This window comes from Streptomyces griseus, assembly GCF_001715295.1.
GTDB classification, from domain to species: Bacteria; Actinomycetota; Actinomycetes; order Streptomycetales; family Streptomycetaceae; genus Streptomyces; species Streptomyces griseus_G.
In genome coordinates, this window is record NZ_MDKB01000002.1 from 1,847,703 (window position 1) to 1,861,817 (window position 14,115).

A 14,115-nucleotide genomic window follows, 5' to 3' on the forward strand; every position below is an offset into this window, starting at 1 on the left:
CGTCCGGTTTTCTCCACGACCCTGTTGAGGCACCATGCGCTGTGTCATCGCCCGCTTCCCCTTCGACCTCTTCAAGAACGAGGTGGAGGACTCGATGAAGGGCATCAAGCCCGAACCCGTCACCGGTGACGCCGTGGTCATCAGCCGCCGCGTGTATCCCGTCAAGCAGGTGGGTGAAGTGATCACCCGGCAGGACCGCCGCGACTTCAGCGCGGCCGAGGTGACCCGGGCGCTGACGCGTCTCGGCTTCACCTGCCGGCCCGCGGAGCCTCCCGCACCGGCGGTGCCGTTGACCCCGCTGGAGACCGCGTCGGCTCTGCTCGGCACCCCCGGGTCCGTCTGACCGGTACGCGTCTGCGACCCGCACCCCCGTGCCCGCCAGGGCCGGGGGTGCGGTGCGTGGCACAGCCGCCTGGGATGCGGGGTCCGTACGCGAGGCCGTGCGCACGGGCGTGCTCAGGGGCGCAGGACGACCTTGCCGACCGTCCGGCGTGCCAGCAGGTCCGCGTGGGCGCGCCGGGCCTCCGCGAGCGGATAGTCCGCGCCGGTCACGGGCTTCAGCCGGTCCGCCGCGACCAGGGCGAGGAGTTCCCCGAGCGGCCCCTCCACGGCACCGGGAACGGCCAGCGTGGGGCGGAGCCAGAACCCGACGACGGAGGCGTTGAGGCGGCCGAGCCGGGCCGGGTCGACGGGGGTGAAGCCGGTGCGGGCCGCGCTGCCGTACGTCACGAGGCGGCCGAAGGAGGCGAGCGAGCCGAGCGCCTGCTCGAAGAGTTCGCCGCCGACCGCGTCCAGGATGACGTCGGCCTTCTCCTGGAGGGGGTAGGTGACCACCGCGTCCGCGCCGAGGTCCAGGACCAGCCGCTCCTTGGCCGGGGTGGAGACCTGTGCGAGAACCCTGCCCGCCCCGAACCGGCGGGCCAGCTGGACCGCCAGGCTGCCCACGCCACCGGCCGCGGAGTGCACGACGACGCTCTCCCCGTCCCGCAGCCGTGCCGAGGTGCGCAGCAGGTGCCACGCCGTCAGCCCCTGCACCAGGAGGGCCAGCGCCTCGGCCGCGTCCAGGGTCTCGGGGATCTCGTGGACCGCGGACTCCTTGGCGAGAACCTGCTCCGCGTATCCGTGGGAGACCCGGGCCAGGACCCGTCTCCCGTCGGGAGTACGGCCCACGACCTCGCTGCCCGGCACGTAGGGGAGGGCGTCGGCGGCGAGGTAGGAACCGTCCACCTGGTGGGTGTCCGCGAAGTTCACCCCCGCCGCCTCGACGGTGATCAGAATGTCACCGGGGCCCGGGACGGGAGGGGGCAGCTCAACGGGGTTCAGGACTTCGGGACCACCGAAGTGGTCGAACTGGATGGCGAGCATGCCGCACGGTACCGCGCGGGATCGGGCGTCGGCCGGATCGGGGGTGAGGCCCGTTCGTCCGGTGGAGCACCCGGACGAACGGGCCGACCGAAATACGGCAAAACGGCACATCCGGTCTGTTATGGGGCTTGCTGCGTCACGCCCCCCGCGCACACAGGATGCCGGCCGTTCCCGCGCGAAGGGCCCCCGGAGCCCGGGTGCCGCCTACGAACCGGGTGCCGAAACGGCTGTCGACGTAGGTGGCCACAGGGGTTGTCCACAGACGTGGTCGCGGCCGGACATGCCTGCGAGACTGCGCGCATGAGCGATCTCCTGAACGGCAAAGTCGTCCTCGTCACCGGGGCGAGCAGTGGTATCGGCGCGGCGGCGGCGCACGTGTTCTCCAGGGAAGGCGCGACGGTCGTGCTCGCCGCGCGCAGGGAGGACCGTCTGGCCGCGCTGGCAGGCGAGTTGAGGGACAAGGGAGCGCAGGCGTCGCACGTCGTCTGTGACGTCAGGGTGGCCGAAGACGCCGCCAGGGCGGTCACGTTCACGGTGGACACCTACGGGCGTCTCGACTCCGCCTTCAACAACGCGGGGCTGGGCGGGGACCGTACCCCTATGCACCTCATGGGAGATGACGTCTACGACGCCGTCATGGACACCAACGTCCGTGGGGTGTGGAACTGCCTCCGGCACGAGATAGCGGCCATGCTGGCAGGCGGTGCGGGCGGTTCCATCGTCAACACCACCAGTGTGGGCGGGTTGGTGGCGATACCCGCCGCCGCCCCCTACATAGCGGCCAAACACGCGGTGGTCGGCCTCACCAGGGCCGCGGCGGACGAATACGCGCAGCAGGGCATCAGGGTCAACGCCGTGGCCCCGGGCACCACCCGCAGCGAGATCACGGCCGACTGGTTCGGCCGCAACCCCGGTCTGGAGGACATGGTCAACAGCATGACGCCGCAGGGGCGCACGGCCGAGCCGGTGGAGATAGCGGCGGCCGCGGCCTGGCTGCTCAGTGATCGCTGCCCGTTCCTCACGGGCACGGTCCTGCCGGTGGACGGCGGCTTCGTCAACCAGTGAGCCGGCGCGGCGCGCGGCCGGCCGTCAGCCGCACGGACCGCTCAGCCGGCCACGGAAGACCGTTCTGCCGTCCTGCACTCCGGTGACCAGCACGGCCGTCTCGCCGGGGGCGCCGGTGGGCACGGCCTCCGCCTCGATCCAGCAGGGCCGGTCGAACTCGGTGTACCGCTCGAAGGTGGTGGCGATCGTGGTCGGCTCGAAGGGAGTCGGATGCAGCGTCGCGTGCGCCGCCTGGTGGGCGGCTTCCATCAGGACGAGCCCGGGGACGTGGTCGACGGGGTGGTCGAAGAGCAGGACGTTGTCCACGTCGTTGCGCAACTGCCAGTGCCGGGGCCGGTCACCGGGAGCGAGCACCACATCGGTGGGCGTGGCACGGCCGACGGTGCGGGGGGCCACCGGTTCGGGGAGGGGCCAGGTGTTCCATCCGGCGCTCAGCCGCTCGCCACGCAGCCGGCGATAGGCGCCCGGGGAGATCCACCCGAACTGGCAATCCGCCCGCGCCACCAGGTCGTTGTCATGGAAAAGGCGGATATCCATTCCCAGGGAGCTGACGGACCGGCCGCGTTTCTTCTGTTCCGCGAGGGAGATCCTGACCGTGAGGGGGCAGGATTGCCGGGGGGAGGCGGACACGCTGAATCCGGGGGCGACGGTGAAGTCGAAGGAGTCCAGGAGCGTGTGATGGGACAGGGGGACGCCGTACTCCGCGTGCGCTATGGCGAGACCGCTCTGCCGGATGGTCTGGACGAGCACCCGGGGGTCGTACGGCATCCCGTCCTGGGGCACCGGCCAGTGGGCGGTGAGTGAGAACTCGCCATCTTCCAGGCGGTCCCAGCCGCTGATCAGAACGGCGTCGGCGCGACTGAGGTGGACGTACTCCTTGGGGACGCCGACCGGGTCTTCTGCCCTGCTGCGCGGTGTCTGCGGGCACAGAGGTACGTCGGGCACGGCCCCCCCGGACATGTCGCAAAATGGTCAGTGTGGCGCTGATACGGTACCGGTTCACCGGTATTTTTTGAAGAAGCGTCCATCCACGGCCAAGGGGAGCGCGAGTTGGCACGACAGCAACGGGCGATCCGCACGCGCAGAATCTTCCTGGAAGCCGCCGCAGAGGTCTTCGACGAGCACGGCTACGACGCCGCGACGATCGCCGCGATCCTTGACCGCGCCGGTCTCACCAGGGGCGCGCTCTACTTCCACTTCACGTCGAAGGAGGAGCTGGCCCGCGGTGTTCTCCAGGAGGCGGTGACCGCGGACGGCGTCACTCCACAGACGTTCAAGCTGCAGGAGTGGGTGGACATGGCCCTTCTGCTGGCCTACCGGCTGCCCAGGGAGCCCCTGCTCAGCGCCTCGATACGACTGTCGGTCGACCCGCGGGCGCGCAGCCTCTTCGGGACCCGCTGGCCGGACTGGATCGTGATAGGCGCCGACCTCCTCACCGAGGCGAAGGAGCGCGGCGAGCTGCTTCCGCACGTCGATCCGGTAGCCACGTCACGTCTCCTGGTCGGGGCCTGGACCGGGGTGCAGCTGGTGACGGAGTCCATGGCGGATCCGCCGGACCTCGTCACCGAGATCTCGGCCCTCTTCGAGCTCATCCTCCCCAACACGACCGTGCCGGGCGTGCTGGCCCGGCTGGACACCTCCCCGCACCGGGCCGAACGCATCATCGAGCAGAACAGGACAGCCGCTGTCGCGTCCTGACCCGGCCGGCCGCACGGCCACGTGTCACCCGAATGGGGGTCCTCGCCTGCGTCGTGGCTGGTCGGGCGGCATGGTGGCTCTATGTGGCTTCGCCGAACAGCCCTGGGCGCCATGGTCGTGCCGCTGACGCTCCTGGTCTTCCGGGACGCGCCGGTACGGCTCGTCGCGCCCGATCCGGCCATGGCGAAGCCCGAGACGGAGAGCGGCGCCCCGCGGCCCCCGATCGTCAGCCGTGCCGCGTGGCACGCGGACGAGGGCCTGGTCAAGGAGAAGGCGGTCTACACGGGGGGCGTGAAGGTCGTCTTCGTGCACCACACCGGGCACACCAACCGGTACGCCTGCGCCGACGCCCCCAAGATGCTCCGTGCCATGGAGGCGCAGCACGTCAAGGGCGAGGGGTGGGACGACATCGGCTACAACTTCGTCGTGGACCGCTGCGGGACCATATACGAGGGCAGGGCGGGCGGCGTCGGCCGTACCGTGCGCGGAGCCCACGCCACGGGGTTCAACGCGCACAGCGTGGGAGTGGCGGCCCTGGGCACCTTCGGCCCCGGGGTAGCGGTGCCCAAGGCGCTCATCGAGGGGATCGCGAAGGTGGGCGCGTGGAAGCTGCGCAGGGAGATCGACCCACGGGACATCGTACGGATGGTCTCCACGAACGGTGACAGTCTTTACGAGCGGGGCGAAGTCGTCCGCCTCCAGGCGGTGTCGGGCCACCGCGACACCTACCGGACCGATTGCCCCGGGGAGGCGCTGTACGCGCAACTACCGGCGATCCGGGCCGAGATGGTCAGACTGCGGGCGGCCCGGCACTGAGGGGATGGGGGCCCGTGTCCCTGACCCGGCCCGCCCGCGTCCGTCGTCTCCCGCGTCTGTCTGCCGTCTCCCGCGCCACGCGTCGCGGCCGGCGGCCCGAGGGCCGGTCCCGGAGCTGCCGGCAGGCGCCCGGCGACGGACAGTTGCCGCGCCTCGCCCTACCTGGCGGAACGTCTCCTGTGTCCGGCGCGCGGACCCCCATCGCCTCGTGGTGCACCGCCTCGGGACGCACCGCGTCCGACGCCGCGACTGATCGCCGCAGCTGTCGGACCGGCGCTCAGCCGGCGACGAACTGGGTGAGGATCGCCTGCACTTCGTAGATGTCGACACCCTTGGTGAAGGTCTTCTGGATCGGGGTCGCGCTGCCGGAGATCCAGATCTTCAGTTCGGCGTCCAGGTCGAAGGTCCCGGCCGTCTCGACCGCGAAGTGCGTGATGCTGCGGTACGGAACGGAGTGGTACTCCACCTTCTTGCCGGTGATTCCCTGCTTGTCGACGAGCAGGAGCCGACGGTCGGTGAACAGGATGGTGTCGCGGATCAGCAGGTACGCGGCGTGCACCCGTTCGCCCTGCCCGAGCAGGCGCGCGTAGTCCTGCTGAGCTGCGGCCGGATCGACGGTGTGAGCGTTTCCGAACAGTGCCATGAGAGAGCCTCCACCCGAGTGAATGTGCGGACTTCGAGCGCGTCTAAGTCCAATAAGCAGCTTATCGGCGGCTTATCTGTTCGTGCCCTTGCACACCTTTCGGAGCACAGCGGAGGAATACAGTCATGCAGACATCACCCCTCGCCAAGCGGCCCGTCGAATCGGCGCTCGCCCTTCTGCTGGTTCTCCTGAGCGTGCTGGGCCTCGCAGGCCGTAGCGCTGCCGACGCCCCGGCGCAGGCGGCACCCGCCCAGGCGGTCCCCGCGCAGGCCGTGATCGCCCCGACCGTCGTCGCGGGCACCGACTGGGACCGCATCGCCGAGTGCGAGAGCAGCGGCCGCTGGAACATCAACACCGGAAACGGCTACCACGGCGGCCTCCAGTTCTCACCCTCCACCTGGCGGGCCTACGGCGGCGAGCAGTACGCCCCTCGCGCCGACCTCGCGACCCGGTCCGAGCAGATCGCCGTCGGTGAACGCGTGGCCCGCGGCCAGGGTCTCTCCGCCTGGCCCACCTGTGGACGCCTCGGAGTGAACGGCACCTCGTCCTCGGGAAGCGGCAGCGCGGCGGCCCCCGAGCGGCAGTCCAGCAGTGGTTCGAGCAGTGGTTCGAGCAGTGCGGAGCACGGTACGGAGAGCAGCGGAACCGCGAACGGCGGCACGGGAAGCGACTCCGGCAGCAGCGTGGACAGCAGCACCGGTGGTACCTCGGACCAGGCACCCGAAGCGGCTGAGGCGACCGACTCCACGGACTCCTCCGAGCTCGCCGGCCGGAACACCTACGTCGTCGAGCCGGGCGACTGTCTCTCGGTGATCGCCGACCGCGCCGACGTACCCGGTGGCTGGCACACGCTGTACGAGCTGAACCGTGCCCTCCTGGACGAGGGGCCGCACCTCATCTACCCCGGGCAGCGCCTCACCCTGGCCGCCTGAACTGCCTGAACTGCCTGAACTGCCTGAACTGACTGAACTGACTGAACTGACTGAACCGCTTGAACCGCCTGAACCGCCTGAACCGTCTGAACCGCTTGACCTGCCTGAACCGCTTGATCGTTCGGCCCGCCCGACAGGCGCGAGAACCGAACCGAACACAGCGCACGAGCAGCAAGAAACCGCACGAGCAGCAGGAATCGCACGAGCAGCAGGAACCGCACGAGCAGCCCGCACGAGCAGCAGGAACCGCACCGTAGAAGCCGCTCGGCAACACCCGGAGTGAGGGCAAGTGATGGCTCTACCGTCCCGGCAGTACCGGAACGTCGTCCCGGAAGCGCGGAAGGGAAGCACCGTAGCCGTGCAGAGCATTCAGGTTGCCGTCGTCCCCCCAGCCGTTAGCGAAGTCCGCAACACGCCGGGTCATGATGCCGACCGGTCCGTCGGTGGTGCGGTGCGCGCGTTCCGCCCAGCTTCGGAAGCGCCGGGTGGGTCCGCGGTAAGAGCTCCGGAGCCGCCACAGCTCCCAGGTGCAGCCGATGGCGATGCGAAGTGCGTCCTCGCGGTGGCCCTCCGTGAACGCGAGCCGTGTTCCGAAGGCGTCCCCGCAGAAGTCGCCGTCCCCTCCCCGGAGCGCCGGTGGCGCCCCCGTCCTCCCCTCATGAGGGACACGCACCGCGTACCGCGTTCCCGAAGGCGTCCGCCGCCGACTTCGCGATGCGTCGGGTGCGGCGGCCGGAGGAGCGACCCGTGCCCCCTCGTCCCGCAGCCCACAGGGCGGTGCCTGCCCCTCTCCGGCGCCCCCGTCCGGATCCGGCTCCCCGACCCGAGAGATCCCGGACTACCGCTCCGTGGTCTCCCCGTGACTCTCCGTCTTCGTCGCACGACCCGGACATGCGGGATTCCTGCACGATCCGGGACCCCACTCCGGCACGAAGATGCCCAGGGTCTTGTGCCGCGTCACCACCGTCGCGACCGGGTGCTTGCAGACCGGACACACGTGTGCGGCCCGCCGATTCTGAGGAAGCTCGGTTCTGGCCATATGTCCACGGTAGATCCACGAACTACTGAGTGACACTTTTGCGACCTCTCACCCTGTAGGTAGGTGAGAAACTTCCTGCCCTGTGGGTGAGAAGCGGCGCCCGCGGCGGATACCTGGTGCCATGGAACGGGGGACCGCCTTCGACGAAGGGACGACCCGGTCATGGCAGCCGCGCCGTCACTGACCGCAGCCCTGCGCTCCGTACACGCAGTCGTCTTCGACACGGACGGGGTGATCACCGACTCGGCCCCCCTGCACGCCGCGGCATGGAAACAGGCGTTCGACGCGTGCCTGGCGGCCCATGAGGGGCAGCCACCCTTCGACGCGGACGAGGACTACCGGCGCCACGTCGACGGTAAGTCGCGCCTGGACGGAGCCGAGGCCTTTCTCGCTTCCAGAGGGATCACCCTGGCGGAGGGGAGCCCCGACGACCCGCCCGGGACGGCGACCGTGCGGGCGGTCGCGGCGAGCAAGGACGCGGCGTTCACGGACGGCCTGCGCGCCCGTCCGGTCGCCGTCTGGCCGGGCACCGTCCGCCTCCTGCGGGTGCTGCGCGACGAGCGGATCCCGTGCGCCGCCGCTTCCGCCTCGCGGCACGCCACCGAGCTACTCGCGGGTGCCGGACTGCTGGACCTCTTCGCGGCCGTGGTCGACGGTAACGAGGCGCGCCGCCTCGGCCTGCCCGGGAAACCCGACCCCGCCCTCTTCGTGGAGGCGGCGCGCCGGCTGGGGCCGCCGGTCGAGGAGACCGCCGTCGTGGAGGACGCACTCGCCGGGGTGGAGGCGGGCCGGCGCGGCGGCTTCGGTCTGGTCGTCGGGGTCGACCGGGCCCGTGGGCCCGACAGCGCGGCCGACCTGCGCCGCCACGGCGCCGATCTGGTGGTGTCCGATCCCGGCGACCTGCTGATCCCGGAGGAGGACTGATGGCGGCGCGGGCATGGACCTGGTCGTACGAGGGGTACGAGCCGCGGAAGGAGCGCCTGCGGGAGGCCCTGTGCACCCTGGGCAACGGCTACTTCGCCACCCGGGGCGCCGCCCCCGAGACATCCGCGGGTGAGTTCCACTACCCGGGCACCTACGCGGCCGGCTGCTACAACCGGCTGACCTCCACCGTCCAGGGGCGGCAGGTCGAGAACGAGGACATGGTCAACCTCCCCGACTGGCTGCCGCTGCGCTACCGCCTCCATCCGGCCGGCGCCGCCGGCCCCGGCCCGTGGCTCTCCCCCGACGACCCCTCCCTCGTGGGCCACCGGCAGTCGCTCGACCTGCGCGGCGGAACGCTGACCCGCCGGTCCGTGTACGAGGACGGGGAAGGCAGGCGCCTGACGGTGGAGCAGGAGCGGCTGGTGCACATGGAGGACCCCCATCTCGCGGCACTGCACACGACGTTCACGGCCGACGGCTGGGAGGGGGAGCTGGAGGTGGAGTCCGGGATCGACGGGGACGTCCGCAACAGCGGTGTCGCCCGCTACCGGGATCTGGCGAACCGGCACCTGACGGGTTGGGAGACGGGTGTCGAGCCGGGTTCCGTGGTGTGGCTGCGGTGCCGGACGGTGGAATCGGACATCGGTGTGGCGCTGGCCGCCCGTACCGTGGCCGCTGCCGTTCCCCAGGGTGACGCCGGGCGCTACCGCGCCGAGCCCCGGCGGCTGCCGCGCGTGGTCCAGCAGGCCCTCCGGCTGCCCATGGCACCGGACGCGGCGGTCGCCGTCGACAAGACGGTCGCCCTGTACACCTCGCGTGACGCGGCGATCGGCAGCCCTCTGCGGGCCGCCGTCTCCGCGGTGCGCCGTGCCCCGGCGTACAGCAGGCTCCTGGCATCGCACCGCCGGGCCTGGGCGAACCTGTGGCAGCAGGTCAAGCTGGAGGTGCCCGGCGAGCCGGGCCGCATCCTGCGCCTGCACCTGTTCCACGTGCTGCAGACGCTCTCCCCGCACACGGCCGAACTCGACGTCGGCGTACCGGCCAGGGGGCTGCACGGGGAGGCGTACCGGGGCCATGTCTTCTGGGACGAGCTGTTCGTGCTGCCGTTCCTGAACCTGCACCTGCCGGAGGTCTCCCGGGGGCTGCTCGACTACCGGTACCGGCGGCTGCCGGCTGCCTGCCGGGCGGCGCGGGAGGCGGGCCGGGCCGGCGCCATGTACCCGTGGCAGAGCGCGGCCGAGGGACGCGAGGAGACCCAGGAGGTGCACCTCAATCCGCGGTCGGGCCGCTGGCTGACCGACCGGTCACGGCTGCAGCACCACGTCGGCTCGGCGGTCGCGTACAACGTGTGGCAGTACTGCCAGGCCACCGGCGACACGGAGTACCTGTACTCCAAGGGCGCCGAGATGCTGCTGCAGATCGCCCGGTTCTGGGCCGACAGCGCCACCTGGGACCCGGCCCTCGGGCGGTACCGGATCCGGCACGTCATGGGGCCCGACGAGTACCACGACGGCTATCCGGACTCCGACGTGGCGGGGCTCGACGACAACACGTACACCAACGTGACGGCGGCGTGGGTGCTGGCCCGGGCGGGCGAAATCGTCCTCGCCCTGCCCGGGAGCAGACGCAGGAAGCTCCTGGAGGAGATGCGGATCGAGCCCGCCGAGCTGTCCCGGTGGGAGGACGTCTCCCACCGGCTGCACGTGCCCTACCACCGCGACGTCATCAGCCAGTTCGCCGGCTACGGCGATCTGGCCGAACTCGACTGGGACGGTCTCCGGGCGCGGTACGGGGACATCCGGCGGCTGGACCGGATCCTGGAGGCGGAGGGCGACACCGTCAACCGCTACCAGGCGTCCAAGCAGGCGGACGTACTCATGCTCGGCTACCTCTTCTCACCGCGGGAACTCTCCGGCCTGTTCCGGCGGCTCGGCCACGAGCTCGACGACGAGACCTGGCGGGCCACCACCGACTACTACCTGGCGCGCACCAGCCACGGCTCGACCCTCAGCTCCCTCGTCCACGCCTGGGTGCTGGCCAGGACCCGGCGTGCCGACGCGTGGGCGTACTGCGAGGAGGCGCTGATCGGCGACATCGCCGACATCCAGGGCGGTACGACGGAGGAAGGCATCCACCTGGGGGCGATGGCCGGCACGCTCGACTTCGTGCAGCGCGGGATGACGGGCCTGGAGACGCGCGACGACGCCCTCCGGCTCTCCCCGGCCACCCTGCCGCAGCTCTCCAAGTTCGGGATGCGCCTCCGCTTCCGCGGCCACTGGGACGTGGACCTGCGCCTTCGGGCCGAGCGCGTCAGGGTCGCCGTCCCGGACAACGGCAAGCCGGGGCTCAAGGTCGTGCTCGACGGGCGGACGTACGTGGTGCCCACCGCCACGGCGCAGTGGCTGGACCTGCCGTCCTGACCCACCCCGCGCGTCCGGCCCGCTCCCGCCTCGTCCGGCGCGTTCGGGGCGGTCCGCGTGGGCGTTCAGGAGGGCCGGGACGAGACCAGCACGCCGATCTTGTCGATCCGGTGCTCCGGATTGTGGTGGGCGTCGCGCCAGTGGTTCCCGGCCGCGTCGTCCTCGGGGGTCGCGCAGGTGGACAGGGTGATCATCGCCCGGGTCGGTGCCTCACCCGGCGCGCCCGGTACCTCCGCCCGCTGCTCGGCCAGGGAGCGGGCGGACCGGAAGGACGTCTCCCGCGTCCCGGTGATCCGGTACTCGTACACCGTGCCCTGCGACGTGACGAGGACACGGTCGCCCTTGTCCAGCGACGGCACGTCGCGGAAGGGGCCGCCCGCGGAGAGCCGGTGGGCGGTCACGAGGTAGTTCCCGATCTCGCCGGGCCCGACGCCGCCGCGCTCACCCCAGGGACTCGCGGCCACGCTCCGGTCCTGGATACGCGTCCCCGGCCCGTCGTCGGTCGTCCCCCTGTACGGCACCACGCGCAGGTCCGTCACGCCGATCGCCGGTACCGAGAGTGTGGCGCTCGCGGTACGCGGGTCGGTCCTGTCGGCCGGCGTTCTCGGCGCGGTGGCGGGGGTGGCGGCCGGAGCCGCGACGGCGGTGGCGGTGGCGGTGGTCGGCGCGGGCTCCGTGGCCGACGCCGTCGCCGTACAGCCTGCCGCGAGGACGAGGGCGGCGGCCACGCCCGCGAGCGCCCGGGTGCGTCCGCCGGTTCCGTTTGCTCGGTGCATGAGGGGGTTCCGGATCAGTAGCCGGTCGGTTGAGTTCCGCGGGCCCTGGCTCCCGGCCCGCCACCTTCCAGTACACCACCGGTGGCCCCTCCCCCGCTCGCGTCGGGGGAGTCGAGCAGCTCACGCACCTCCTCCGCACTCGTCTCGGTGAGGTCCTCGCCGACGAGCAGCCAGCGGGTGATGCCGGCCGACTCGAGGAAGGCCAGGTCGTGGCCGGCGATCAGCAGCGCGCCCTCGTAGGCGGCGAGCGCGGCCGTGAGCTGCCGGACACCGGCCACGTCCAGATTGTTGGTCGGTTCGTCCAGCATCAGCAGCTGCGGGGCGGGGGCGGCGAGCATCGTCGCCGCCAGCGCGGCACGGAAGCGCTCCCCGCCGGACAAGGTGCCGGCCGGCTGGTCGGCGCGCGCCCCCTTGAACAGGAAACGGGCGAGCTGGGAGCGGATCCGGTTGTCGGTGACACCGGGCGCCAGCCGGGCCACGTTCGCCGCCACGCTCAGCTCCTCGTCCAGCACGTCCAGGCGCTGCGGCAGGAAGCGCAGGGGTACGAACGTCCTGGCCTCGCCGGCCAGGGGCGCGAGCTCACCGGTGAGGGTGCGCAGGAGTGTCGTCTTGCCGGCGCCGTTGCGTCCGATCAGCGCGACGCGTTCCGGCCCCCGGACGTCGAGCTCCCCGTCCCGCAGCAGGCCGAAGCGGGGCCGCAGCCCCCGCACGCTCAGGACGGTGCGCCCCGCGGGTACGGCGGTGTGCGGGAGCTCCACCCGGATCTCCGCGTCGTCACGGACGGCGTCCGCCGCGTCGTCGAGCCGCTCCCGGGCCTCCTTGAGCCGGTCCTCGTGGAGGCCCCGGAGCTTGCCCGCCGCCTCCTGGGACGACCTCTTGTGCTCGCCCGCGACGATCCTCGGGGCGCGTCGCTGGGCGTCCATCTTCTTGTTGTGCCGTTGACGGCGGGCCACCTTGATCTGCGCCTCCTCCAGCTCGCGCTTCTGGCGGCGTACGTCCGACTCGGCGGCCCGCAGCATGCGGCCGGCGGCCTCCTGCCGGGTGGCCAGCGCCTCCCGGTAGGCGGACCAGCCGCCTCCGTACCAACTCACCGAGCCGGTGTGCAGTTCGGCGACGCGGTCCACCCGTTCGAGCAGATCACGGTCGTGGCTGACCACGACGAGCACGCCGGAACGCCAGGAGTCGACGGTCTCGTACAGGCGGCGGCGGGCGAACACGTCGAGGTTGTTCGTCGGCTCGTCGAGCAGCAGCACGTCGGGGCGCTCCAGCAGCAGGGCGGCCAGGCGCAGCAGGACGGTCTCGCCGCCGGACAGCTGCCCGACGGTGCGGTCCAGTCCCACGCCCCCGAGCCCGAGGGAGCCGAGGGTGGCGAGGGCCCGCTCCTCGACGTCCCAGTCGTCGCCGACCGTCTCGAAGTGCTTCTCGGAGACGTCTCCGGCCTCGATGGCGCGCAGGGCGGCCCGCCGCTCGCCGATGCCGAGGGCCGCGTCGACGCGCAGGCCCGTGTCCAGGGTGAGGTTCTGCGGCAGGTAGGCGAGGCTGCCACCGACGGTCACCGACCCCTGGGCGGGGCGCAGCAGTCCGGCGAGCAGGCGCAGCAGTGTCGACTTGCCGGAGCCGTTGGCGCCGACGAGCCCGGTGCGGCCCCGTCCGATGACGAGGGAGAGCCCGTCGAAGAGCTCCGTCCCGTCCGGCCACCGGAAGGAGAGGCCGGAACAGGTGAGGGAAGCCGAGGGCGTGAGGGGCTGGGGCATGGTGATCCTCGCAGTCGAAAGCGCGTGAACAGGGGGCTTCGCAGGCGAGCACCACGCGGCGACCAGGCCGGGGAGAACGGGGGTGCGGTCCTCCGGAGGGCGGGGGACGGCTCATGCACCGAGGTCGCATCCACGCGGACGTCACGGGACGGCAGGAAAGCCGACGGGAGCGTGACGGGCTACGGCGGGGGCCGTACCGCGCGGTGATCGCGGACCTCAGATGCGCAACGTCCACCTCTATCGGAGACGACAGGACGCGGAGACTGTACAACGGCCGCCCGCCCCGTTGCCCGGAATTACGCGCGAACCGGTCCCGACGGGGGCGGCCGGCCCGGTCCGCGCCGCCGCCCCCGGTCAGGGTGCGGTCCGCGCGGGGATCCCGGCATCCCGGCCGCGAACGGCGTGATGTCCTCGGCGCCGCCGCTCGGCGTCTTCGCCACCCGCTCGGGGCCGCTATCAGCGCCCGGCCGACGGCGACCATGCCGAACTCGTCGCCCCCCGCCGGTCCGGCAGCCGGCCGATGCCGGTGACGGCGGAGTCCTTGCCCTGGAAGGCGCCGCAGAAGTCACCGTCCGGACCGACGGGTCCGACGGCGAGCGCCGGCCTGCCGCTGAGCTTCTTCGCTTCTTCGGACACGACCGCCCCGCCCCGCGGGTGCGGGACGGGGCGGGGCGTGAGGTGGG

Annotated in this window: 12 protein-coding genes and 1 pseudogene; 7 read left to right on the forward strand and 6 right to left on the reverse strand. The window is 71.9% G+C overall.

From position 1 onward, the window contains the following. Positions 1 to 34: 34 nt before the first annotated feature. Complete coding sequence (locus BA175_RS14850) at positions 35 to 343, forward strand: SCO5918 family protein (protein ID WP_069171742.1); 309 nt, start codon at positions 35 to 37, stop codon at positions 341 to 343. A gap of 113 nt (positions 344 to 456) precedes the next feature. Here BA175_RS14850 and BA175_RS14855 read toward each other — a convergent pair whose 3' ends face one another. Further along, a complete protein-coding gene (locus BA175_RS14855) occupies positions 457 to 1,365 on the reverse strand; it encodes a quinone oxidoreductase family protein (RefSeq protein ID WP_069171743.1) in 909 nt (302 codons plus the stop codon). A gap of 300 nt (positions 1,366 to 1,665) precedes the next feature. Between BA175_RS14855 and BA175_RS14860 the strand changes: the two genes are divergently transcribed. After that, the gene (locus BA175_RS14860; protein ID WP_069171744.1) at positions 1,666 to 2,430 is read left to right on the forward strand and encodes an SDR family oxidoreductase; all 765 of its coding nucleotides are present in this window, start codon (positions 1,666 to 1,668) and stop codon (positions 2,428 to 2,430) included. Between the two features lie 24 nt (positions 2,431 to 2,454). On the opposite strand, the gene BA175_RS14865 is transcribed toward BA175_RS14860, so the two are convergent. Beyond that, entirely contained in the window at positions 2,455 to 3,390 is a 936-nt protein-coding gene (locus BA175_RS14865; protein WP_069171745.1) for a ScbA/BarX family gamma-butyrolactone biosynthesis protein, read from the reverse strand. Positions 3,391 to 3,480: 90 nt separating this feature from the next. Between BA175_RS14865 and BA175_RS14870 the strand changes: the two genes are divergently transcribed. Both BA175_RS14870 and BA175_RS14875 read left to right on the forward strand, forming a co-directional pair. After that, entirely contained in the window at positions 3,481 to 4,128 is a 648-nt protein-coding gene (locus BA175_RS14870) for a ScbR family autoregulator-binding transcription factor (RefSeq protein ID WP_069171746.1), read from the forward strand. A gap of 81 nt (positions 4,129 to 4,209) precedes the next feature. Next, complete coding sequence (locus BA175_RS14875) at positions 4,210 to 4,944, forward strand: peptidoglycan recognition protein family protein (RefSeq protein ID WP_069171747.1); 735 nt, start codon at positions 4,210 to 4,212, stop codon at positions 4,942 to 4,944. A 277-nt stretch (positions 4,945 to 5,221) separates the two neighbouring features. Here BA175_RS14875 and BA175_RS14880 read toward each other — a convergent pair whose 3' ends face one another. Then, a complete protein-coding gene (locus BA175_RS14880) occupies positions 5,222 to 5,587 on the reverse strand; it encodes a PH domain-containing protein (protein WP_069171748.1) in 366 nt (121 codons plus the stop codon). A 125-nt stretch (positions 5,588 to 5,712) separates the two neighbouring features. On the opposite strand from BA175_RS14880, the gene BA175_RS14885 reads away from it, so the two are divergent. The 3 genes from BA175_RS14885 (at position 5,713) to BA175_RS14900 (ending at position 10,902) form a co-directional block, all read left to right on the forward strand. Continuing rightward, entirely contained in the window at positions 5,713 to 6,519 is an 807-nt protein-coding gene (locus BA175_RS14885; protein WP_069171749.1) for a transglycosylase family protein, read from the forward strand. 1,201 nt (positions 6,520 to 7,720) lie between these two features. Next, positions 7,721 to 8,482 carry an HAD family hydrolase gene (locus BA175_RS14895; RefSeq protein WP_069171751.1) on the forward strand — a complete coding sequence of 254 codons (762 nt, stop codon included), beginning with the start codon at positions 7,721 to 7,723 and terminating at the stop codon, positions 8,480 to 8,482. Continuing rightward, on the forward strand, positions 8,482 to 10,902 hold the full coding sequence (locus BA175_RS14900; RefSeq protein ID WP_069171752.1) for a glycoside hydrolase family 65 protein: 2,421 nt from the start codon (positions 8,482 to 8,484) through the stop codon (positions 10,900 to 10,902). The genes BA175_RS14895 and BA175_RS14900 overlap by 1 nt, the downstream gene beginning before the upstream one ends. A gap of 65 nt (positions 10,903 to 10,967) precedes the next feature. Here BA175_RS14900 and BA175_RS14905 read toward each other — a convergent pair whose 3' ends face one another. The 3 genes and pseudogenes from BA175_RS14905 to BA175_RS14915 form a co-directional block, all read right to left on the reverse strand. Next, a complete protein-coding gene (locus tag BA175_RS14905) occupies positions 10,968 to 11,678 on the reverse strand; it encodes a class E sortase (protein WP_069171753.1) in 711 nt (236 codons plus the stop codon). Positions 11,679 to 11,692: 14 nt separating this feature from the next. Then, positions 11,693 to 13,432, reverse strand: coding sequence for an ATP-binding cassette domain-containing protein (locus tag BA175_RS14910; RefSeq protein ID WP_079159553.1), 1,740 nt, complete (start codon positions 13,430 to 13,432; stop codon positions 11,693 to 11,695). A gap of 383 nt (positions 13,433 to 13,815) precedes the next feature. Further along, positions 13,816 to 14,053: pseudogene (locus BA175_RS14915) on the reverse strand (12-oxophytodienoate reductase); the annotation flags it as partial. Between the last annotated feature and the right edge of the window lie 62 nt (positions 14,054 to 14,115).